The sequence below is a fragment of the Streptomyces sp. R28 genome, from assembly GCF_041052385.1.
Lineage (GTDB): Bacteria > Actinomycetota > Actinomycetes > Streptomycetales > Streptomycetaceae > Streptomyces.
In genome coordinates this window covers 7405569-7427005 of the sequence record NZ_CP163439.1, presented here as the reverse complement: position 1 = coordinate 7427005, position 21437 = coordinate 7405569, and the positions used below count along the sequence as shown (strand labels likewise).

Annotated in this window: 16 protein-coding genes and 1 pseudogene; 11 read left to right on the top strand and 6 right to left on the bottom strand. The window is 70.3% G+C overall.

The features are described from left to right. Positions 1 to 25: 25 nt before the first annotated feature. A complete protein-coding gene (locus tag AB5J49_RS33435) occupies positions 26 to 211 on the bottom strand; it encodes a hypothetical protein (protein WP_301996649.1) in 186 nt (61 codons plus the stop codon). A 605-nt stretch (positions 212 to 816) separates the two neighbouring features. On the opposite strand from AB5J49_RS33435, the gene AB5J49_RS33430 reads away from it, so the two are divergent. The 8 genes from AB5J49_RS33430 (at position 817) to AB5J49_RS33395 (ending at position 11303) form a co-directional block, all read left to right on the top strand. Next, on the top strand, positions 817 to 4488 hold the full coding sequence (locus AB5J49_RS33430; protein WP_369172589.1) for a nitrate- and nitrite sensing domain-containing protein: 3672 nt from the start codon (positions 817 to 819) through the stop codon (positions 4486 to 4488). A 9-nt stretch (positions 4489 to 4497) separates the two neighbouring features. Next, positions 4498 to 4911, top strand: a complete 414-nt coding sequence (locus AB5J49_RS33425) for a roadblock/LC7 domain-containing protein (RefSeq protein WP_003993189.1) — start codon at positions 4498 to 4500, stop codon at positions 4909 to 4911. A 114-nt stretch (positions 4912 to 5025) separates the two neighbouring features. After that, on the top strand, positions 5026 to 5424 hold the full coding sequence (locus tag AB5J49_RS33420; protein WP_003997626.1) for a DUF742 domain-containing protein: 399 nt from the start codon (positions 5026 to 5028) through the stop codon (positions 5422 to 5424). Next, positions 5405 to 5980 carry an ATP/GTP-binding protein gene (locus AB5J49_RS33415; protein ID WP_030051303.1) on the top strand — a complete coding sequence of 192 codons (576 nt, stop codon included), beginning with the start codon at positions 5405 to 5407 and terminating at the stop codon, positions 5978 to 5980. Before AB5J49_RS33420 ends, AB5J49_RS33415 begins: the two co-directional genes overlap by 20 nt. 388 nt (positions 5981 to 6368) lie before the next feature. Next, a complete protein-coding gene (locus AB5J49_RS33410) occupies positions 6369 to 9644 on the top strand; it encodes a nitrate- and nitrite sensing domain-containing protein (RefSeq protein ID WP_369172588.1) in 3276 nt (1091 codons plus the stop codon). Between the two features lie 10 nt (positions 9645 to 9654). Further along, positions 9655 to 10068: a roadblock/LC7 domain-containing protein gene (locus tag AB5J49_RS33405; protein ID WP_030948713.1), complete on the top strand. Its 414-nt coding sequence runs from the start codon at positions 9655 to 9657 to the stop codon at positions 10066 to 10068. Between the two features lie 94 nt (positions 10069 to 10162). Then, positions 10163 to 10741: a DUF742 domain-containing protein gene (locus tag AB5J49_RS33400; RefSeq protein ID WP_369172587.1), complete on the top strand. Its 579-nt coding sequence runs from the start codon at positions 10163 to 10165 to the stop codon at positions 10739 to 10741. Continuing rightward, a complete protein-coding gene (locus tag AB5J49_RS33395; RefSeq protein WP_026248371.1) occupies positions 10722 to 11303 on the top strand; it encodes an ATP/GTP-binding protein in 582 nt (193 codons plus the stop codon). The genes AB5J49_RS33400 and AB5J49_RS33395 overlap by 20 nt, the downstream gene beginning before the upstream one ends. A 648-nt stretch (positions 11304 to 11951) precedes the next feature. Here AB5J49_RS33395 and AB5J49_RS33390 read toward each other — a convergent pair. The 3 genes from AB5J49_RS33390 to AB5J49_RS33380 all read right to left on the bottom strand — a co-directional run bounded on the left by AB5J49_RS33390 (position 11952) and on the right by AB5J49_RS33380 (position 16299). After that, positions 11952 to 12146, bottom strand: coding sequence for an acyl-CoA carboxylase subunit epsilon (locus AB5J49_RS33390; protein ID WP_369172586.1), 195 nt, complete (start codon positions 12144 to 12146; stop codon positions 11952 to 11954). 57 nt (positions 12147 to 12203) lie between these two features. Continuing rightward, on the bottom strand, positions 12204 to 13787 hold the full coding sequence (locus AB5J49_RS33385) for an acyl-CoA carboxylase subunit beta (RefSeq protein ID WP_369172585.1): 1584 nt from the start codon (positions 13785 to 13787) through the stop codon (positions 12204 to 12206). Between the two features lie 154 nt (positions 13788 to 13941). Further along, positions 13942 to 16299, bottom strand: a complete 2358-nt coding sequence (locus tag AB5J49_RS33380) for a polysaccharide lyase 8 family protein (protein ID WP_369172584.1) — start codon at positions 16297 to 16299, stop codon at positions 13942 to 13944. A 142-nt stretch (positions 16300 to 16441) separates the two neighbouring features. On the opposite strand from AB5J49_RS33380, the gene AB5J49_RS33375 reads away from it, so the two are divergent. Then, complete coding sequence (locus AB5J49_RS33375) at positions 16442 to 16996, top strand: YceI family protein (RefSeq protein WP_369172583.1); 555 nt, start codon at positions 16442 to 16444, stop codon at positions 16994 to 16996. A 67-nt stretch (positions 16997 to 17063) separates the two neighbouring features. On the opposite strand, the pseudogene AB5J49_RS33370 reads toward AB5J49_RS33375, so the two are convergent. Beyond that, positions 17064 to 17267, bottom strand: a pseudogene (locus AB5J49_RS33370) (OmdA domain containing protein); the annotation flags it as partial. A 259-nt stretch (positions 17268 to 17526) separates the two neighbouring features. Between AB5J49_RS33370 and AB5J49_RS33365 the strand changes: the two are divergent. Together AB5J49_RS33365 and AB5J49_RS33360 are read left to right on the top strand one after the other, a co-directional pair. Continuing rightward, a complete protein-coding gene (locus AB5J49_RS33365) occupies positions 17527 to 18729 on the top strand; it encodes a Cmx/CmrA family chloramphenicol efflux MFS transporter (RefSeq protein WP_369172582.1) in 1203 nt (400 codons plus the stop codon). A 407-nt stretch (positions 18730 to 19136) separates the two neighbouring features. Then, positions 19137 to 19919 carry a trypsin-like serine protease gene (locus AB5J49_RS33360; protein WP_369172581.1) on the top strand — a complete coding sequence of 261 codons (783 nt, stop codon included), beginning with the start codon at positions 19137 to 19139 and terminating at the stop codon, positions 19917 to 19919. A gap of 82 nt (positions 19920 to 20001) precedes the next feature. On the opposite strand, the gene AB5J49_RS33355 is transcribed toward AB5J49_RS33360, so the two are convergent. Beyond that, positions 20002 to 21363 (bottom strand): hypothetical protein, encoded by a 1362-nt coding sequence (locus tag AB5J49_RS33355; protein ID WP_369172580.1) that lies wholly within the window; start codon positions 21361 to 21363, stop codon positions 20002 to 20004. Between the last annotated feature and the right edge of the window lie 74 nt (positions 21364 to 21437).

Below are 21437 nucleotides of genomic sequence, written 5' to 3'. Positions count from 1 at the left end.
GAACAACCGGTCGTCCGGCCGCGTACTACTCGGCGGCGGCGGTGACGGGCATCTCCTGGAGGATGGTGCGCTTGGGGTTCGCGGTCTGAGCGGGAAGGTCGACGGAGTGCTCCGGCTGCTGCGGGGCCTGCAGTTCGTCGGCGCCGTCGAGGTGCGCCAGCGTCGTGCGCCGCGGATTGGCTATCGTGCGGATCATCGTCGTCGTCTTCACGGTTCTACTGAGCCCTGTCGTGACGGGGCGCCCGGGCCGGCCTCGAATGGGCCTGCGTCCGGACGCGCGTTGGCAGAAACATCCCTCTTGTAAAGCGTCAGGCTAAACATGCAATTCCCTCGGGAAGTTGCTCAGACCCCTAGATCCGCGTGTGAGTTTGCTCACGAGTTCACGGGCAAACCGGTCAATTCGGGCCTGTATTCCACCCCATCGAAACGGACATTCCACTCCTGAAGCCCTCATTCCGCTCCTGATCATGGCGACTGGGACACCCCCTACACCCCAACGGCTCGCGGGTATACGTCCGTTATGGGTGGGATCGCTTTCTACGGCAGGTAATCTCGTACTCACGTGGTGTCACGTATGTCACGGCTCGACCTACGGGCCTTGTTGGAGGTCCTGCACTGTGCTGGAATTCCACGGACCGCCGCAGGATCGAGCCGGCGCACAGGGGGCGCATCGAGCGCCGTGTGGCGGCGAGAAGGGGGAGCCAGCGCCGGTCACTCACGACCATCAGGGAGCGTATTCAGGGCGCTCCCTACGACGCCGACACCGTGTCCGTCCGTTCACGCGGAGGGGCGCCTGGTCCAGAGGTTGCGACGCTAGTGCAGGGACGTTTCAAGAGGGATGGCAGCGCTTCGGCGGAGCCGGAGCACGGCGGGACCGACCGAGGTCCCTCCCCCCAGCACGCCCAGAACCCGGGCCCGGCCCCGTCCGCCGAGGGCGGTGAGCGCTCCGGGCGCCCCGCCGTTTCGGCGTCCCCGGGGGCGGCGACCCCTTCCGCTCCGGCGGCCAAGAAGGCCCCGAAGGGCTCAGGCGGCCCCGGCACGCGAATAGCCCTGCGCAACTGGCGCATCTCCACGCGTCTGGTGGCGCTGCTGACGCTCCCGGTGGTCGCGGCCACCTCGCTGGGCGCGCTGCGCATCAGCGACAACATGGACGACATCCAGCAGCTCGACAACATGAGGCTGCTGACGGACATGACCAAGCGGGCGACCGAGCTGGCCGCTGCGCTCCAGGAGGAGCGCGACCAGTCCGCCGGCCCGCTCGCGCACGGCGCCAAGGCGACCGACTACACGGTCAAGGGCTACCGGGACAAGTCGGACCGGGCCATGGAGAGCTTCATCGAGGCCTCCGAGGAGATCGACAACACGAGCAAGGACGGCAACCTCAAGGGTGTCCGCGACAACCTCGTGCAGCTCGTCGGTGACCTGGCCGACATCGCGAAGATCCGCAACACCGCCTACGAGGCCAAGGAGAACTCCACGCAGACGGTGGAGGCCTACCACCGCCTGATCACCAACCTGCTGGGCCTCTCGCAGGACATGGCGGAGGCGACCAGCAACCCGGAGATGATCCAGAGCACTCGTGCCCTGGCGGCCTTCTCCACCGCCAAGGAGTACGCGTCGATCCAGCGCGCGGTCCTCGCCGCGGCGCTGCCCGCGAACAACGACACCTTCGGCGACCTGTCCGAGAACGACCGGCTGTACGCCGAGTCGGCACTGACGAGCCAGCGCTCCGAGCTGAAGAGCTTCCGGAGCATCTACGGCACTCAGTCCGCCGCCGACCTCCTCAAGTCCATCGAGGAGGGCAACCCGACGATCAAGGCCAGCGACACCTACGCCAGCCGCGCCCTCACCACCGACACCGGTCTGCAGTCGCTGGACAAGCGGTCGTACCGGGACTGGGTGGACGACAGCACCACCAAGATCCAGCAGATGCGCGCCATCGAGACGACGCTGCTGGAGGACATGGAGCAAAAGGCCCGCGAGCTGCGCAACGAGTCGGAGCGCGAGGCGATCATCTCCGGTGCGCTGATCCTGCTCGTGCTCGGTGTCTCGCTGGTCGGCGCGTTCGTCGTGGCCCGGTCCATGATCCGCTCGCTGCGCCGCCTGGAGGAGACCGCCACCAAGGTCGCCCAGGACCGGCTGCCCGAGCTGGTCAAGCAGCTCTCCGAGTCGGACCCGCAGGACGTCGACACCTCCGTCGAGTCGGTCGGTGTGCACTCCCGGGACGAGATCGGCCAGGTGGCCGCGGCCTTCGACGACGTGCACCGCGAGGCGGTCCGCCTCGCCGCCGAGCAGGCCCTGCTGCGGGGCAACGTCAACGCGATGTTCACCAACCTCTCGCGCCGCTCCCAGGGTCTGATCCAGCGCCAGCTGTCGCTGATCTCCGAGCTCGAGTCCCGTGAGGCCGACCCGGACCAGCTGTCCTCGCTGTTCAAGCTCGACCACCTCGCGACGCGTATGCGCCGTAACGGTGAGAACCTCCTCGTCCTCGCCGGTGAGGAGCCCGGCCGCCGCTGGACCCGACCGGTCCCGCTGGTCGACGTGCTCCGCGCCGCCGCCTCCGAGGTGGAGCAGTACGAGCGCATCGAGCTGGCCTCCGTGCCGACCACCGAAGTGGCCGGCCGCGTGGTCAACGACCTCGTGCACCTGCTCGCCGAGCTGCTGGAGAACGCGACCTCGTTCTCCTCGCCGCAGACCAAGGTCAAGGTCACCGGTCACGCGCTGCCCGACGGCCGCGTGCTGATCGAGATCCACGACACCGGCATCGGCCTCTCCCCCGAGGACCTCGCCGCGATCAACGAGCGGCTCGCCTCGCCGCCCACCGTGGACGTGTCGGTCTCCCGCCGCATGGGCCTCTTCGTGGTCGGTCGTCTGTCGCAGCGGCACGGCATCCGCATCCAGCTGCGCCCGTCCGACTCCGGCGGTACGACCGCGCTGGTCATGCTGCCCGTCGACGTCGCCCAGGGCGGCAAGAAGCCCGTTCCGGGCAAGCCCGGCACGAACGGCCCCGCTGTCTCCGGTGGTCCGGCCGCGGCGCAGGCCGCCGCCGGTGCCGCTGCCGCCCGTCGCCAGGCCCAGACCGGCAACGGCTCCCTCGGCGCGGGTGCGCCGGGTGGTGGTGCGCTCGGTGCCGGTGCGTCCGGCGGGGGCCGGCTCGGTGCCGGCCAGGGACCGCGGGCCGCGCTGCCCGGACGTGACGGTGGCGGACTTCCCGGTGGACCGGGTGCGGCGCGTGGACCGCAGGGTCCGGGCGCGCCCTCGCAGGGTCGGCCGCCGGCCGGTGCGGGCGCCGGGTTCGGTGGCCAGGCTCCGGGTGCTCCGCAGGGGCTGCAGGCCGCGGGCACGGGTCAGGACTCCTTCGGTGGCTCCCGTGGCGCCTCCGGCGGCCCCGACCAGTCGTGGCAGGGTGGACCCTCCTCGCCGCAGTCGCCGCCCGCCGGCAACGAGAAGGGCCGCCGTGGCCGCCAGCCGCAGCTGCCGCCGCGCGGTGGCGCGCGTGCCGAGCTGCCGGGCGGCAACCAGCCCTCCCGCCCCAGCTGGAGCGACGAGAACGCGCAGCCTCAGGTGCCGCGCGCCTCCCTCGACGCTCCGCGCGGGCACGACGAGGACCCCGCACAGACCTCCCGGATGCCGCGGATCGACGACCTCCAGGGCCCGGGCTCGAACGCCGGCCCGTCGGACTTCGCCCGCCCGGACTTCGACGCCCCCGCCCCGGGTGCGTACGACCCGCAGAACGCCGGTCCGTTCGTCCGCTCGGACGTCTTCGGCAGCCCGAACGGGCAGAACAACTCGTCGCAGACGGGCCAGTTCCCCTCGCCGCAGGCGTACGACGGCAGCTCGACGGGCCAGCACGCCCTGCCCGGACGCCAGAACCCCGAGCCCACCGGGCAGTTCGAGCGGCCCCAGGTCAACGGCACGTACGGCGGCGGTTCCGACTTCGGTGCCCCGCAGCCCCCGGTCCCGCCGCGTCCGCAGCAGCGGCCCGCCCGCCAGGAGCCCGAGGCGTTGCCGCCGGCGGGTCCCGGTGACGGCCGTACCCCGCTGTACGACACGCTGGAGACCAACTGGTTCCACGGCGGCCCGCAGGGGCGTCAGCCCGGCGCGGGCGGCTCGGCTCCGGCCTCCGCCCCGCAGCAGCCGCAGGCTCCGGCGGCTCCGGCGCAACCACCCTCCGCCCCCCAGCGGACCTCATCGACCGCCTGGCGCAGCTCGCCGAACGACGACCTCGTCCGGCAGGCGGAACGCGTCCGGCAACCGGCTGCCGGCGGTGTCACCACCTCCGGCCTGCCGCGCCGGGTCCCCAGGGCGAACCTCGTCCCGGGCACGGCTCAGCAGCAACAGCACCAATCCGGTCCGGCTGTCTCGCGTGCGCCTGACGACGTACGCGGCCGGCTGACCAATCTCCGTCGGGGTATCGCGCAAGGTCGCCAGGTCGGTAACGACCAGACCGGCAGCTTCCCGAACCCCACTCACCAGCAGGAGCGTTAGTTGAGCCAGATGAGCCAGGCGGCACAGAACCTCAACTGGTTGATCACCAACTTCGTGGACAACACCCCGGGTGTGTCCCACACCGTCGTCGTATCCGCCGACGGTCTTCTGCTGGCGATGTCCGAGGGTTTCCCGCGTGACCGTGCCGACCAGCTGGCGGCCGTCGCATCGGGTCTGACCTCGCTGACGGCAGGGGCCTCCCGGATCTTCGAGGGCGGCAGCGTGGCACAGACCGTCGTCGAGATGGAGCGGGGATTCCTCTTCCTCATGTCCGTCTCGGACGGTTCGTCCCTGGCCGTTCTCGCCCACCCCGAGTGCGACATCGGCCTCGTCGGCTACGAGATGGCGCTGCTGGTCGACCGCGCGGGCGCTGTGCTCACGCCGGACCTGCGCGCCGAACTCCAAGGCAGTCTGCTCCACTGATCACCCCCGGATCCACTCGCCTCACCAAATCACCGTCCGGCCGCCACAATCCCCCCCACCGGCCATCACCAGACGGCTTGACTGACCGACTTGCTGTCCCCGCCCGGAGGATTCATGACCCCGCCCACCGCCTCTCATGATCCGTACGCGGAGCCGTACGAGGATGAGGGCGATCAGCCGCTGGTACGTCCGTACGCGATGACCGGCGGCCGGACCCGGCCGCGCTACCAGCTGGCCATCGAGGCCCTGATCAGCACCACGGCCGACCCGGCAGCACTCATGGGGCTCCTCCCGGAGCACCAGCGCATCTGCCACCTGTGCCGTGAGGTGAAGTCGGTCGCCGAGGTCTCCGCGCTGCTGTCCATGCCGCTGGGCGTGGCCAGGATCCTGGTCGCGGACCTCGCTGAGGCCGGCCTGGTCGCCATCCACCAGCCGGGCGGCGACGAGAACAACGGCGGCGCTCCGGATGTGACGCTGCTCGAAAGGGTGCTCAGTGGACTTCGCAAGCTCTGAACCGGGCCGGGCGACCACCTCCGCCAAGATCGTGGTGGCGGGTGGCTTCGGCGTGGGCAAGACCACGTTCGTGGGCGCCGTCTCGGAGATCAACCCGCTGCGCACCGAGGCCGTCATGACCTCCGCGAGCGCGGGCATCGACGACCTCACGCACACCGGGGACAAGACCACCACCACGGTGGCCATGGACTTCGGCCGTATCACCCTGGACCAGGACCTGATCCTGTACCTCTTCGGTACGCCCGGCCAGGACCGCTTCTGGTTCATGTGGGACGACCTGGTGCGCGGTGCCATCGGCGCCGTCGTCCTGGTCGACACCCGCCGCCTCGCCGACTGCTTCCCCGCGGTCGACTACTTCGAGAACAGCGGGCTCCCCTTCGTCATCGCCCTCAACGGCTTCGACGGACACCAGCCGTACACGCCCGACGAGGTGCGCGAGGCGCTGCAGATCGGTCCGGACGCGCCGATCATCACCACAGACGCCCGACACCGTGCCGATGCCAAGAGTGCGCTGATCACGCTGGTGGAGCACGCGCTGATGGCCCGGCTGAGGTAGATCAAGTAGGAAGCGCCGTACGGCAGTTGCCGTAGATGCGCCGGAGCCGGCTGTGGCCTTTGACACGGTCGGCTCCCTTGTTCATAACGTTTCGGCAGAGGAATCGGGTGGTATGGCCACTCGTCGCGGTCAAGCGGTGTCGCTGCGCGTACGAACGCCCCGTCTTTTGGCGGGGCTCGTTCTTTATGACCGTTTTATCTAGGGCTTACATCACTCGGAATCCTCCTCTTCCACTGTTTGGAAGAGCGCAGGCCGACGTGCTGGAATGCGAGAACTGCCCAATAGTCAAAGACGTACTCAGCAGTACTGCGTACTCGATGACGAACTGGACTCTGAGACACAGCGGCACATACGTAGGTGCCGACCCCGCCGGAAGGTTGTTGGTCGAGTGAGGCGAAGCAAGAGCAGTCCCGAGCCGTCGGCCCGGGGCAACTTCACCCCGCCGCCGCGCGGAGCGGCGCCCGCCCCTGTGCCCGGATCGGAACCAACGGCGGCGCCCGCACCGAGCGGCGGCCGTCTCTCGCCGCGCAACTGGCGCGTGCCGACCCGGCTGAACGCGATCCTCCTCATACCCGTGATGGTCGGCCTCGTCATGGGCGGCTTCCAGGTGAAGAGCTCGATCGACACCTGGCAGGAGGCCGAGGACGCGGAGAACACCGCGCGTCTGGTCCGGGCCTCCCTGTTCTACGCCGACGCCCTCTACAACGAGCGTGACATCACCGCAGCGCCGCTGCTGCAGGGCAAGGGCGAGGACGACCAGACGGTCACCACGGCCCGCGCCAACACGGACAAGGCAGCCGACGAGTTCGACGCCGCCGCGCAGAACATGCCGCAGAAACCGGGCCTGGAGCGCCGTCTGAAGCTGTTCCGGGATGCCGAGCCGAAGCTCGCCGACCTGCGCGCGGCGGCCTACACCAACAAGCTCACCGGTGTGCAGACCGAAGAGGGCTACGTCGAGGTCGCGCACCCTCTGACGGAGTTCGCCAACGAGCTCGGTCTGGGCACCGGCAACATCACCTCCTACGGCCGCACGGTCTACGCCATCGAGCTCACCAAGGCGGCCCTGTCGCTGCAGCGCTCCATCGGCATGCACCTGCTGGTCAAGCCCGGCCCCACCGCGAGCAGCTTCGCCAGCCAGCGGGTCGCTCTCTCCTCGTACGCCTACCTTGAGGGCATCGCCGTCGAGGAGTACAAGGGCGGTGGCACCGAAGCCGACGCGCAGAAGCTCGAGAACGCCAAGAAGGAGATCGCGGCCGAGGGCGCGGCCATGGCCAAGGAGGCCGCGGCCAAGGACCCCGACTACGTCCCGCCGCCGGCCAACCCGACCAACATGGTCAAGCTCCTCGTCGGCCTCGAGTCCCCCGCCCCCAGCGCCCGCGCCGCACTCGCCGAGAAGGGCGTCACCGCACAGAACTGGTGGGCGGTGAACACCCTCAAGTTCAACGCCTACCGCCAGATCGAGACCGACCTGGCGGACACCGCGGTGAACGAGGCCTCCAACATCTCCGACGACGCCAAGCGCGACGCCCTCATCACCGGTGCCGCGGTCGTGGTCGCCCTGCTCGCCGCGTTCATCCTGGCCGGCATGGTCGCCCGCCAGATGTCCCGCGCGATGCGCCAGCTGCGCAACGCCGCCTTCGGCATCGCCGAGCAGCGCCTGCCGATGCTGGTCGACCAGCTCTCGCGCACCGACCCGGGCCGCGTGGACACCCGCGTCCAGCCCATCCCGATCAACACCCGTGACGAGATCGGCGAAGTCGCCCGCGCCTTCGACCAGGTCCACCGCGAGGCCGTCCGGCTCGCCGCCGAGCAGGCCCTGCTGCGGGGCAACATCAACGCGATCTTCACCAACCTCTCGCGCCGCAACCAGTCGCTGATCGAGGGCCAGCTGACCCTGATCACCGACCTGGAGAACAACGAGGCCGACCCGGACCAGCTGGAGAACCTCTTCCGCCTGGACCACCTCGCGACCCGTATGCGCCGCAACGGCGAGAACCTCCTCGTCCTCGCCGGCGAGGAGCCCGGCCGCCGCTGGGACCAGCCGGTCCCGCTGGTCGACGTGCTGCGTGCCGCCTCCTCCGAGGTGGAGCAGTACGAGCGCATCGAGCTCTCCGGCGTCCCGGAGGCCGAGATCCACGGCCGCGCCGTGACCGACCTCGTGCACCTGCTCGCCGAGCTGCTGGAGAACGCCACCACGTTCTCCTCCCCGCAGACCAAGGTCCGCGTGACCGCGACCCGTCTCCCCGACGGCCGCGTGATGATCGAGATCCACGACAAGGGCATCGGCCTCACCGCCGAGGACTTCGCGGACATCAACCACAAGCTGGCCAACCCGCCGACCGTGGACGCCGCGATCTCGCAGCGCATGGGCCTGTTCGTGGTCGGCCGGCTGTCCGACCGGCACGGCATCCGCGTCCAGCTGCGCCCCTCCGGCGAGCAGGCCGGCACCACCTCGCTGGTCATGCTGCCGGACGCGATCACCCACGGTGGTGGCGGCGAGCAGCAGCAGCACCCGGTCGCCGACGAGTTCACCGTCTCGCAGATCATCCCGGAGCAGCACTTCCAGGGTGAGAACTTCAACCAGGTGCCGATGCGTACGGCCGCGGAGCTCGGCTTCGACGACAGCCGCTACACCGAGGTTCCCGACGACATCCGCGAGCTGGACCCCGTCGGCCGCTCCCTGATGCGCGAGGAGCGCCGTGCGGCCCTGGAGGCCCAGGCCCACGGCCCGGAGTCCCCCGAGGCACCCGGGTACGACGACTTCACCGGTCAGCCGGCCTACGACGGCCAGAGCGGCTTCCCCGAGCAGCGCGGCGGGTTCGACCCGCAGCCGTCGTACGAGGAGCAGCGCCAGTCGTACGAGGAGCAGCGGCAGACGCCGTACGAGGAGCAGCAGCGGGCTGCGTACGACGAGCAGCAGCGGCCGTCGTACGACGACACGTACTACGCGCCGAACGGGGGCCTGCAGCAGAACGACACCTTCTCGTCGGGCAGCGGCTACCCCGAGCCCTCGTATCCGGAGGCGCCCCGCGAGGAGCCGACGGCCGCGAGCGCCTCGGCCCCGGAGACCTTCCCGGCCTTCGAGCAGCGGCGCCACCAGGACGACTGGCCGCAGTCGAACGGCTACCGCAACGGGTATCAGGACCAGTACGCTCCGGAAACGGAATCTGCGCAGGCCGATGACTCGAACGAGCGCGACCACGTAGGCTTCGACCGTCCGGGACCGGCCTCCTCCGCCGCCCACACCATGACCGACGCCGGGCTCCCCCGCCGTGGATCCGCCCCGAGCGGCACCAACGGCGCTCGGCCGGTGCGGCAGGAATCGCCGGCCCCCACGCCGGAGAGCAACGGCGACAGCAGCTGGCGCTCGTCCAACGACGAGCGGTGGCAGCAGGCCTCGCAGCTCCGGAAGCCCAAGGCGGGCGGGGTGACCTCCTCCGGCCTGCCGCGGCGGGTGCCCAAGGCCAACCTGGTCGAGGGAGCCGCCGAGACCACCCCCCAGGGAGGTCCACAGATCTCCCGCGCTCCCGAAGACGTCCGGGGCAGGCTGAGCAACCTGCGCCGCGGGGTCCAGCGGGGCCGCAGCGCGGGAAGTGAAACGAACGGCCAGGCCACCAGGAATCAACACGGTGGTCCTGACAGCACCTACAACCAGGAGCGTTAGTGTGAGCCCGATGAGCCAGGCGGCACAGAACCTGAACTGGTTGATCACCAACTTCGTGGACAACACCCCCGGGGTGTCGCACACGGTGGTGGTCTCCGCCGACGGACTCCTTCTGGCGATGTCCGAAGGCTTCCCGCGCGACCGCGCCGACCAGCTCGCGGCCGTCGCCTCCGGTCTGACGTCTCTGACGGCAGGCGCCTCCCGCATCTTCGAGGGTGGAAGCGTTAACCAGACAGTTGTGGAGATGGAGCGGGGATTCCTCTTCCTCATGTCCATCTCCGACGGTTCGTCGCTCGCCGTTCTGGCCCACCCCGAGGCGGACATCGGCCTCATTGGGTACGAGATGGCGCTTCTGGTCGACCGTGCCGGTACCGTCCTCACGCCGGACCTGCGTGCGGAGCTCCAAGGCAGCCTGCTCAACTAACAGACAGTCGGTGCGTTTTGGCGTCCCGTGGCCGTAAAGTTTCGGGACGCGGCTCCACAGATGGGTGCCAGGCACAGTCGGAGGAGGAGAGAAAGTGGCAACACCCCCAGGCGGTTCATCGTCGGGTAATTGGTCGTACGGCCCTGGCCAGGGCCAGAACGACGGTTCCCAGAACCCGAACCGTTACAACTTCCCCTCCACACCGAGCCAGCGGCAGCCGTACGCACCCCAGGGCCCCGGCCCCTCGCCGTACGACCAGCCGTCGGCGCCGCGTATCCAGCCGGTGCAGCCGCAGCGCCGCGCTCCTGAGCCGGCGCCCGCCGGTTCGACGAACAACCCCCTGGTGCGTCCGTACGCCATGACCGGCGGACGGACGCGCCCGCGCTACCAGCTCGCCATCGAGGCGCTGGTGCACACCACCGCGCAGCCGCACCAGATGCAGGGCCAGTTGCCCGAGCATCAGCGGATCTGCAACCTCTGCCGCGAGATCAAGTCGGTGGCGGAAGTCTCCGCCCTCCTGACGATCCCTCTCGGCGTGGCCAGAATCCTCGTCGCCGACTTGGCGGAGGCGGGCCTGGTCGCCATCCATCAGCCCGGCGGCGACGAGAACGCCGGCGGCCAGCCAGACGTGACACTGCTCGAAAGGGTGCTCAGTGGACTTCGCAAGCTCTAGCGGCGGTCCTTCCCGCTCCACCACCTCGGCGAAGATCGTGGTGGCGGGTGGCTTCGGCGTGGGCAAGACCACGTTCGTCGGGGCCGTTTCGGAGATCAACCCGCTGCGCACAGAGGCCGTGATGACTTCCGCTTCGGCGGGCATCGACGACCTCACTCACACCGGAGACAAGACGACCACGACGGTCGCCATGGACTTCGGTCGTATCACCCTGGACCAGGACCTGATCCTGTACCTGTTCGGCACCCCCGGTCAGGACCGCTTCTGGTTCATGTGGGACGACCTGGTGCGCGGCGCCATCGGCGCCATCGTGCTGGTGGACACCCGCCGTCTCGCCGACTGCTTCCCCGCGGTCGACTACTTCGAGAACAGCGGGCTGCCGTTCGTGATCGCGCTGAACGGCTTCGACGGCAACCAGCCGTACAACCCGGACGAGGTCCGTGAGGCCCTCCAGATCGGTCCGGACACCCCGATCATCACGACGGACGCCCGCCACCGCGCGGACGCCAAGTCGGCGCTGATCACGCTGGTCGAGCACGCGCTGATGGCGCGGCTGCGGTAGCGGCTGCTCAGCGGCCTCTCTGGCACGTTTCACTTACGGCCCCCGTTCCTCCTTTGGGAGGGATGGGGGCCGTAAGTGTTTGAGGGGGGTGGGGGGGATGGGCGCGGAGGCGGCTGCGTTACGGCTGGGGGCGACCGTGGCGCGGGCGGCGGCCCAGGTGGGCTCGCGGGAAACGGCGGGGGGCGGCGGGACCAGGAACGCCGGTTGTCGATGGCCGAGTTGACGCGGCGGGTGTCCCGGTCGCCGCTGTGGCGGAGCCGCGAGCGGTGCGCGCTCCGGTGGGGCTGAGGGAGGCCGAAAACCGCCTGTACGGAGTGTTGTTCGAGGAACGGGCGCTGACGGAGCTGTCGTGGCGTGCGTGAGCCTGCGCGCGACGGGGGACGGCAAGCGGGCCCGGTGAAGGCTGGTGGACGCTCTCTGGCGCTGCTGCGGCCCGATAGGAGCGGCTGGAGGGACGGCGGCCGGGGCGAGGCCGCTGGGATGCGTGCGGAGGCCGCTCCGGGCAGGGCGCCGTTGCTGCGGTGGCCGGCTTCACGCTCCCCTTGCTGAAACGCCTGATTCATGGCCGGCAGCCTCTCCGGCCCCCGACAAAGGGGACGGCCCCGCTCTCCTACATGGGAGAACGGGGCCGTAAGCGTCGTGAACCGCTCAGCGCCAGCTGTGCGGGGCCCGGAACCCGGGCTCGCGCTCCAGACGGCGCCAGCCCGCCTTCGCGCGGCCGCGGTGGGACGGGGCGGTGTCGGACGCCTGGGCGGCGGCGCGGGCCAGGAGGATCGCGGTGATGGCCGCGACTTCCTCGGGCTCGGCGTGGCCCTTCTCGACGCGGATGTCAGAGGTGTTCATAGGTCACAGTCTCCGTGAGAGAGGTTTCCGCGGGGGTACCGCGAAGGATCCGCTGGGTTACTGCGGGGGGTTGCCGTGCTTGCGGGACGGCAGGTCGGCGTGCTTGGTCTGGAGCATCGCCAGGGAGCGGATGAGCACCTCGCGGGTCTCCGCGGGGTCGATCACGTCGTCCACCAGGCCACGCTCGGCCGCGTAGTACGGGTGCATGAGCTCGGACTTGTACTCCTTGACCATGCGGGCCCGCATGGCCTCGGGGTCCTCGGCCTCGGCGATCTGCCGGCGGAAGATGACGTTGGCCGCACCTTCCGCGCCCATCACGGCGATCTCGTTCGTCGGCCAGGCGTAGGTGAGGTCGGCACCGATGGACTGGCTGTCCATGACGATGTAGGCACCTCCGTACGCCTTGCGCAGGATCAGCGAGATCCGCGGCACGGTCGCGTTGCAGTAGGCGTAGAGGAGCTTCGCGCCGTGCCGGATGATTCCGCCGTGTTCCTGGTCGACGCCCGGGAGGAACCCGGGGACGTCCAGGAAAGTGACGATCGGGATGTTAAAAGCGTCACACATCTGGACAAAGCGCGCAGCTTTTTCCGATGCCTCGATGTCCAGGACACCGGCGAGGGACTGGGGCTGGTTGGCCACGATGCCCACGACCTGGCCGTCGAGGCGGGCCAGCGCGCAGATGATGTTGCGCGCCCAGCGCTCGTGGACCTCCAGGTACTCGCCGTCGTCGACGATCTCCTCGATGACCTTGGCCATGTCGTACGGCCGGTTGCCGTCCGCCGGGACCAGGTCCAGCAGGACGTCCGACCGGCGGTCGGCGGCGTCCGTGGAGTCCGCCCGGGGCGGGTTCTCGCGGTTGTTCTGGGGCAGCAACGACAGCAGGTAGCGCACCTCGGCGATGCACGTCTCCTCGTCGTCGTACGCGAAGTGGCAGACGCCCGAGGTCTCGGCGTGCACGTCCGCGCCGCCCAGGCCGTTCTGGGTGATCTCCTCGCCCGTCACCGCCTTGACCACGTCGGGGCCGGTGATGAACATCTGCGACGTCTCGCGGACCATGAAGACGAAGTCCGTCAGGGCGGGGCTGTACGCCGCGCCGCCCGCGCACGGGCCGAGCATCACCGAGATCTGCGGGATGACACCGGACGCCTTGGTATTGCGCTGGAAGATGCCGCCGTAGCCGGCGAGCGCCGAGACGCCCTCCTGGATACGGGCGCCCGCGCCGTCGTTCAGGGAGACCAGGGGCGCGCCCGCCGCGATGGCCATGTCCATGATCTTGTGGATCTTCGTGGCGTGGGCCTCGCCCAGCGCGCCGCCGAAGATACGGAAGTCGTGCGCGTAGACGAAGACCGTACGGCCCTCCACCGTGCCCCAGCCGGTGATGACACCGTCGGTGTACGGCTTCTTGGTCTCCAGGCCGAAGCCGGTCGCGCGGTGCCGGCGCAGTTGCTCGACCTCCCGGAAGGTGCCCGGGTCCAGGAGCAGCTCGATCCGCTCCCGGGCGGTCAGCTTGCCCTTGGCGTGCTGCGCCGTGGTCGCCTTCTCGCTCGGGCCGGCCAGCGCCTGCGCACGGATCTCGTGCAGCTCGGCCGTCCGCCCGCGGGCGTCGATCGGCTCACCCGGTGCCTCATCCAAAACGGTCATGTAGCGACCTTACGAAGGACACGAAGGAAAGCGAGCCGTTGACTCCGTACAGTCTCCGGAGCGTTTTACTGGTACCACTGAACAGAACCGTCACCGCATGCAGCCCTTCCGACTGCTCAGAGGGCATCCGCGTTGTGGGGGCCGCACAAAGTCGTCAGCCGAGAGCCACCTCACATCGGTGGGTCGCACATACCATCCCCGGAGTGACACGCAGGCGCAGTCGGCGGCCCGTCGCGAGGATCTCGACCGTGTCGTCCGCGCGCAGGATCCGGCGTACGGGGTGGTCCCAGGTGATCTCCAGCGGCTCGCCCGTGCGCGGCGGCTCGCTCACGCAGAGCGTAGCGGTACGGCCCCGGCGGCGGAGCAGCACACTCGCGCCGGCGGACGCGGTGAGCGGTCCCGCCGTACCCGGCTGCCAGAAGTTGGCCGCCGTCAGCCCCAGGGAGGGGACGTGCACCGCTTGGCGCGCACGGTCGTTGGCGAGGACCGACAGCCAGCGGGTGCCGTGCGCGGCCCGGATCGCCACCTTGCGTCGGCCCGCGCCGGGCATGAGCACGTAGACGTACGTCGCGTCCGTCGGGTCCGTGCCGTGGTCCAGCCAGAGGGTCTGCCACCGACGGGTGCGGCGCTCCGTCGTACTGGTGGTGTTGATGTCGGCCCAGGCACCGGTGCGGTCCTCGCGCAGGGTGCGCAGATCGCCGTACGGCACCACCCAGCCGCCGTGGCCCTCCAGGTGCGCCCAGCCCGGGCCGCGTACGAAGGCCTGGGTGCCGCCCTCCCCCAGTTTGCGGTTGTCGACGACGGTCTCGACGGGGACTCCGTCGGCGCAGGTGATCCCGGCCCCGAGGCAGATCACGGCGTCCTCGGCACAGAACCACGACTTGCGGGCCTCGAGCGTCGACCCCAGGCCTTTCAGGTGCTGCCCGATCGCCGCGTACTCGCCGTCGGTCGTGCCGCCGACCCACCGCACGTCGGGCTTGGGCTCGCCCCATTCGCCGCCCGCCTTGTCCGGGAGGCGCTTCGTGGAGACGGTCGTGCCCGGGAGGCGGTACCAGTCGACGGTCGGCCAGTACCAGTCCGTGTACTGATCGGCCCGGTCGCCGAGGCCGTCGGCCCACCAGGAGAGCATCCCGGCACCGGTGTGCCAGCCGCGCGGGTTCTCGCCGTTGCCGCACTCGTAGTACGCGATGCGGTCGCTGGCCATGGCGATGTTGGCGACGAAGCCGGGGCGGCGGTGGACGGCTCGGTCCATGGCGGCGAAGAGGTGGTGGCCGGTCGGTTCGGGGGTGCCCGGGACCGGTGACTCGGCGACGGCGTGCAGTCGGGCGAGGTCCGCGACGCCGAACTGGCGCGCCGTCAAGATGGGTGTCACCGTGTCCCGTTCGATCCATCCCTTGATACGGCCGTACCAGCGCTCCCGTTCCGCCGCGCTCGCGCCGCCCGCGAGCAGGGCCATGGCGGCGATGACGCCCTGCCCGTGGAAGTGGTCGCTGCGCATGACGTGCCGGTCGTCGCTCTTGAGGTAACCCCGGCTGATGGCACGGCCGTTGACGCCGTCCATCATCAACCCGTCGTGGATGAGCGGGGCGTATGCGCGCTCGACGCTGTCGAGGACGATCTGCCTGTCGGGGTCGGTCACCTCCCACTCGGATCCGGCGAGCAGGGCGAAGAGGCGGCCGAGGCCGTCGAGGAGGACCTGGCCGTAGGTGCCGGAGTAGGCGACCCAGGTGTGCTGGACGAACGAGCCGTCGGCGTAGAGGCCGTCGCCCTTCGTGACGTACGGGAAGACCGGGGACAGCGCGTCGCGGGCGAGTGCGACCTTCGCCGGGCTCCGGCCGAGGATGCCGCGCAGGGCGACGCCGCGGCAGAGGTCGACCCGGTTGGCGCCGGTGGAGGTGCCGGAGTAGTCGGTCAGCATCGCGTCCGGGATGAAGTGGTCGACGGCCGCGCAGGCGGCGGCGATCTGCGCCTCGGTGAGGTGGTCGTACAGGGCGGCGGTGAGGTCCATCAGCAGGCGGGGGCTGCCGATCTGCCACTCCCACCAGTTGCCGTAGCGGGTGGTGGAGGGGTTGTAGATCGTGACGGCGAGGTGGTCGAGGCCCCGCAGGACGTCGGCGAGGAGGGCCGGGTCGGCGGTGGAGCCGGTGCCGGGCTGGACGTAGGCCTGGGCCATCGTCCACAGGCGGCCGTAGCTCTGGGTGATGCCGGCGGGTGGGTCGTAGGGGTGGCCGGGCCAGAGGGAGGTGGGGGTGGGGGCCATGGTGGCCCGGAAGCCGCGGGCGAGGGTGCCCGTTTCGGCGAGGCGGGCGGCGTACGGCTCGGCCCTCGGGTCGTAGTCGGCGCCGAGCGCGATGTCGAGCCAGCGCAGGCGGAGGGCGTCGTAGGGGTCGGGGTCGGCGGCGCGGGCGGCAGGAGCGGTGGCGGTCGTGGCCGTGGCCGCGGCCAGGAGCGCCGCCGCGAGCAGGACGGCTCGGCGGGTGGGTCTCGTGAGCCCTGTGCGCTGAGAGGTCATGCCTTGGGCATCTACCACCTCACCGTAATCACGCCAACACTTTGCGGATGATGTTGAACCCTGAATGGAATACGCCTACGGTCGGTCGCGTTGATGTAGTTAAAGATTCAACATCAATTCCACCACTCCGAAGGAGCACGTCATGGCGAACCCCGACCTGACCGCCCTGACCGGCGACTACACGATCGACACGGCCCATTCCACGATCGGCTTCACCGTCCGCCACGCCATGGTCACCAACGTCAAGGGTAAGTTCCTCGACTTCAGCGGCTCGCTGCACCTGGACGGCAGCGAACCGTCCGCGTCCACGGCGTCCATCGACGTCAAGATGGAGAGCATCGACACGGGCTCCGCGGACCGCGACGCGCACCTCAAGAGCGCGGACTTCTTCAAGACGGACGAGTTCCCGACGATGACCTTCCGCTCGACCTCGGCGCAGGCCCTCGACGGCGACGACTACCGCATCACCGGCGACCTGACGATCCTCGGCACCACCAAACCGCTCACCATCGACCTCGAGTTCAACGGCGCCGCGAAGGACCCCTTCGGCAACGAGCGCGTCGGCTTCGAGGGCAAGGCGGAGATCCTGCGCTCGGAGTGGGGCCTGACCTGGAACGCCGCGCTGGAGACGGGTGGGGTTCTCGTCTCGGACAAGATCAAGCTCATCTTCGACATTTCGGCGATCAGGAACGCCTGACCTTCGGCGGGGGCCGGCTCCCGATCTCGGCCCCCGCCTCCAACTTCGCGCCCGCCGCCCCTGCTTGGGCCACTGCGGCCGCGAGTTCCCCGGGGACGCCCGCGTGCTTCTGCGACTCGTGCGCCGCCGCCCACCGTCCGTCCGCCTTCGCGGCGTCCAGACTCCTGCGCCGACCCGTGATCCAGCCGTGGCAGAGGGCCACGTCGTTGACCTCGGCGGCGGTGACGGAGCGGATGCCCGAGCCCTTCTTGGCGACCTTGATCCAGGCCAGCCAGGTGTCGAGGGCGGTGGGGGATTCGAAGGCGTGCGGGTCCGTGCCGTCAAAAACGGGTGGAGCCGTCCCCGCCGGTCCCGCTAGCCTGCCTCCCGTGTCCAGCCCCGAAGCCTCCAGACTCCGGCCACCGGCTCTCCGGTGGCTGTTCGTGATGCCGCGCTGATCAGCGCTTACGCCGCGTCAGGACTCACTCCGCTGCCGGACGGCCGTTCAACGTGCCGTTTTCGACGTCGACTTCGGGTTGCGGAGTTTCTTCATGCCGTTCGCTCTTCATCTGCTGGGCGTTGCCGTCTTCGCCCAGGGAACATCCGAGTTCATGCTGTCCGGGCTGGTGCCGGACATCGCGCGGGAACTGCGGGTTTCCGTGCCCGCTGCCGGGGCGCTCACCTCTGCCTTTGCCGTGGGGATGGTGGTCGGGGCGCCTGTCATGGCCGGGCTCGCGCGGCGGTGGTCACGGCGTGGGGCCCTGTTGGGGTTTCTGACTGTGTTCATCGCCGTCCATGTCGTGGGGGCGGTGACCGACAGCTTCGGGGTACTGGTCGGCACGCGCGTCGTGGGGGCGCTGGCCAATGCCGGGTTCCTGGCCGTCGCCCTCGTCGCGGCCGTCCAGATGGTCGAGCCCGCTGCCAAAGGGCGGGCCACGTCCACCCTGCTCGGCGGGGTCACCCTTGCCTGTGTGGTGGGGGTGCCCGCCGGGGCGGCGCTCGGTCAGCTCTGGGGGTGGCGTGCGGCGTTCTGGGCTGTGGCGCTGCTGTCCGTGCCTGCCGTGGTGGCGGTCGTGTGGTCCGTGCCGCGTGGTGCCGCCGACTCCGAGCGGCCTGCCCTGCGGGGCGAACTGCGGTCGCTGCGCAGCCCCCGGCTCCAGGTCACGCTGCTCCTCGGCGCCCTCGTGAACGCCGCCACCTTCTGCACCTTCACCTATCTCGCGCCGCTGGTCACGAAGGTGACGGGGCTGGGAAGCGGGTGGGTGCCCGTCGTGCTGGCGCTGTTCGGTGCGGGGGCGTTCGTGGGGGTCGGCGTGGGCGGGCGGTTCGCCGATCGGCGGCCCGGGGCGGTGGTGATCGGGGGTGGCAGCGCCTTGTGCCTGGGGTGGGTCGCCTTCGCGCTCGGCGCCGGTACGCCGGCCGTGGCGCTCGGGCTCGTCTTCGCGCAGGGCGCCCTGTCCTTCGGTGTCGGGTCCACGCTCATCTCCCAGGCTCTGTACGCGGCTCCCGGTGCGCCCACGCTGGGCGGTGGCTTCGCGACGGCCGCGTTCAACGTGGGTGCCGCGCTGGGGCCATGGCTCGGCGGTACGGCCATCGGGGCCGGGCTCGGGTACCGGTCACCCCTGTGGGTCAGCGTCGTGCTGGTCGCGCTGTCGCTGGTGGCGGCGGGCGTGGCGGGCGCGGCGGGTGGTCTGGCCCGGCGGCGATGTCAGGGCACGGCTGACCGTCGTACGCGGGCATCGTCACCGGCATGACCGCGACATCCCGGCCCGGTTCCGGACGGGGCGCCCTCGCCTCGCAGGAGAGGGAGAACGGCGGTCCTCGGCCGTCGGCCGCCGTGCGCGCGTACCCCGTGACCGCGTGACCCCGTGACCGCGTGACCCCGTGACCGCGTGACCCCGTGACCGCGGCATCGACCGGATGCCGCGGTCGCGCCCCGGTCTGCGCACGGCCGTCCTCGACCAGCCCGTGTCCTGAACGAGCGTGGCTGGATTCAACCCCTTGTCCGGGCACGCCCAGGATCCACATAATCCAGCAACAGATTTGACCGGCGCATGTCACAAAATGGGGGCTTTCTTTCCTTTCCCCCCTTGGTGGCATGCCCCTGACCTATCAGCGCTCTCCACGTTCGTATGTCCAACCCCCCACGGAAGGCATCACGTTGAAGAAGCTCCTCACCGCGCTCAAGAGATGCGCGGTCCTCGGCGCAGCCGCTCTCGCGATCGTCAGCCTTCAGCCCGTCTCGGCCGCGAACGCCGCCGATTCGCGCGTCGTCGGCGGAACCCGTGCCACGCAGGGCGAGTTCCCGTTCATGGTCCGGCTCTCCATGGGCTGTGGAGGCGCGCTCTACACCCAGCAGATCGTGCTCACCGCCGCGCACTGTGTGAGCGGGTCCGGCAACAACACCAGCATCACGGCCACCGCCGGTGTCGTGGACCTGCAGTCCACCAGCGGGCGTGTCCAGGTCCGCTCCACCAAGGTGTTGCAGGCCCCCGGCTACAACGGCGACGGCAAGGACTGGGCGCTCATCAAGCTCGCCCAGCCCATCAACCTGCCGACGCTGAAGATCGCCACCACCACGCAGTACAACACCGGCACCTTCACCGTCGCCGGCTGGGGCGCGGCCACCGAGGGCGGCGGCCAGCAGCGCTACATGCTCAAGGCCAACGTGCCGTTCGTCAGCGACGCCACCTGCCGTTCCTACAGCGGCTACAGCGGCCTCATCGCGAACGAGGAGATCTGCGCCGGCCTCACCGCGGGCGGCGTCGACACCTGCCAGGGCGACTCCGGCGGCCCGATGTTCCGTCGGGACAGCGCCAACCAGTGGATCCAGGTCGGCATAGTCAGCTGGGGCATAGGCTGCGCCCGGCCGAACGCCCCCGGCGTCTACACCGAGGTCTCGACCTTCGCCTCCGCGATCGCCTCGGCGGCGTCCACTCTCTGACCTGCCGGCTTGTCGGCGTGCCAGTACTGCGGGCCCGGCGTCCTCGGACGCCGGGCCCGTGCCGTGTTCTGCGGCAGGGAGTTCAGAAGCCTCCGCCGTCGAAGCCGCCCCCGCCGAAGCCTCCCCCACCGTCGAACCCGCCCCCACCGTCGAACCCGCCCCCGAAGTCCCCGGCGTCGAAGTCCGCGCCGGACATGTCGCCGCCCTCGTAACCGCCGCCGTAGCCGTACCCCGCGCCGTAGTCGGCCGCGTAGGCCGGCGTGGCCATCATGCTGCCCAGCATCGTGCCGAAGAGGAGGCCGGGGAGGATGCCGCCGCCGAAGTAGCCGCCTGCCCAGGGGCCGTAGGCGGGGCCGGCGTCCCAGTACGGGCGGCGGCCGTACTCCGTGTCCACCTCGCGGATCACGGGGTCGCGGCCTTCGGCGAGGCGAGTGCGGTCGGCAGCGCAGACCGGGACCTCGCGAAGAGTGCCGCCGGGCGGTGTCCAGGTCTCGTCGGCCACCGCCGGGCCGTGGCGTGGGTCGAAGAAGCAGGGTGGCCGGCGTTCGGGCAGAGGCCGGTGCTCCCGACGGGCGGACAGCTGGGTGAGGGAGAAGCGGCCGTCCTCCAGGGACTGGGTGACGGCCCTGACGTCCTCCGGTTTGCGCGCTGTGTCCATGAGCCGCTTCGCCTGGTCGTAGGCGTCCAGTGCGCGCTCGTAGTCCGCGCGCATCGAGTCGTCGGCGCCGGGTTCGGCCGGGTGGAATTCCAGACGGTCCAGTTCCTCGCCGAAGGCGGTGATGTCCTCGTCCACCACGACCCGCAGTTTCTCCAGCGCCTCCCGCTGCTCCGCCTCGTGGCGCCGCCGGTTGCGCCGGACCAGCGCGTACGCGCCCGCGCCGCCCGCCGCCAGCACCGCGCCGACACCGATCAGCCCGCCGGTGTCCACGCCCTTGCCGCCCCCGCCGTCGCTCCAGCCGGCGGGTGCCGTGCCGCCCACGTTCTGCAGCGCCGCGTCGACGAAATCGTTCAGCTGGGCCTTGGGGTCACCGGCGCCCTGCACCGATGTGACCAGGTTGTCCACCCCCTGCCGGGACAGGACGGAGGAGTCGGCCGCCGCGTCGAAGCGATCACCGACGCGGGCGCCGTACAGGCCCGTGACACCGGTCTCGGTACGGAGGTTCAAAAGGAGGTTCTGCGTCGGCTGATCGGCCGGGAGGACGGCGACGAAGACCGGCTTGTCGGCGTCCCTGATCTTGTCGGCGAGCGCTTCGGCGTCAGCCGACGACAGTTGGTCCGAGGCGGCGGGGTCCACATAGACGGGGCCATCGCGCAGCTCCTCGGCGACCTTCGAAAGGTCCGTGGCCGCGTGCGCGCCGGGGGCACCGGACATGAGCACCGCGAACGTCGCGGCCACCGGCACCACAGCTGCGCGCATGAGGCCCCGGAACAGCGGAGTCCTCATACTTCGACGCTACCCGATGGGGCAGGAGAACGGGCATCTCTCCCCGTACGGACCTGCCCCACCGGAAGAGATGC

What these genes read in the sequence shown, in the direction of transcription:
- AB5J49_RS33385 (WP_369172585.1), bottom strand. Translation starts at nt 13,787, where the DNA reads ATGACCGTTTTGGATGAGGCACCGGGTGAGCCGATCGACGCCCGCGGG.
- AB5J49_RS33425 (WP_003993189.1), top strand. Translation starts at nt 4,498, where the DNA reads ATGAGCCAGGCGGCACAGAACCTCAACTGGTTGATCACCAACTTCGTG.
- AB5J49_RS33420 (WP_003997626.1), top strand. Translation starts at nt 5,026, where the DNA reads ATGACCCCGCCCACCGCCTCTCATGATCCGTACGCGGAGCCGTACGAG.
- AB5J49_RS33365 (WP_369172582.1), top strand. Translation starts at nt 17,527, where the DNA reads ATGCCGTTCGCTCTTCATCTGCTGGGCGTTGCCGTCTTCGCCCAGGGA.
- AB5J49_RS33375 (WP_369172583.1), top strand. Translation starts at nt 16,442, where the DNA reads ATGGCGAACCCCGACCTGACCGCCCTGACCGGCGACTACACGATCGAC.
- AB5J49_RS33405 (WP_030948713.1), top strand. Translation starts at nt 9,655, where the DNA reads ATGAGCCAGGCGGCACAGAACCTGAACTGGTTGATCACCAACTTCGTG.
- AB5J49_RS33380 (WP_369172584.1), bottom strand. Translation starts at nt 16,299, where the DNA reads ATGACCTCTCAGCGCACAGGGCTCACGAGACCCACCCGCCGAGCCGTC.
- AB5J49_RS33390 (WP_369172586.1), bottom strand. Translation starts at nt 12,146, where the DNA reads ATGAACACCTCTGACATCCGCGTCGAGAAGGGCCACGCCGAGCCCGAG.
- AB5J49_RS33355 (WP_369172580.1), bottom strand. Translation starts at nt 21,363, where the DNA reads ATGAGGACTCCGCTGTTCCGGGGCCTCATGCGCGCAGCTGTGGTGCCG.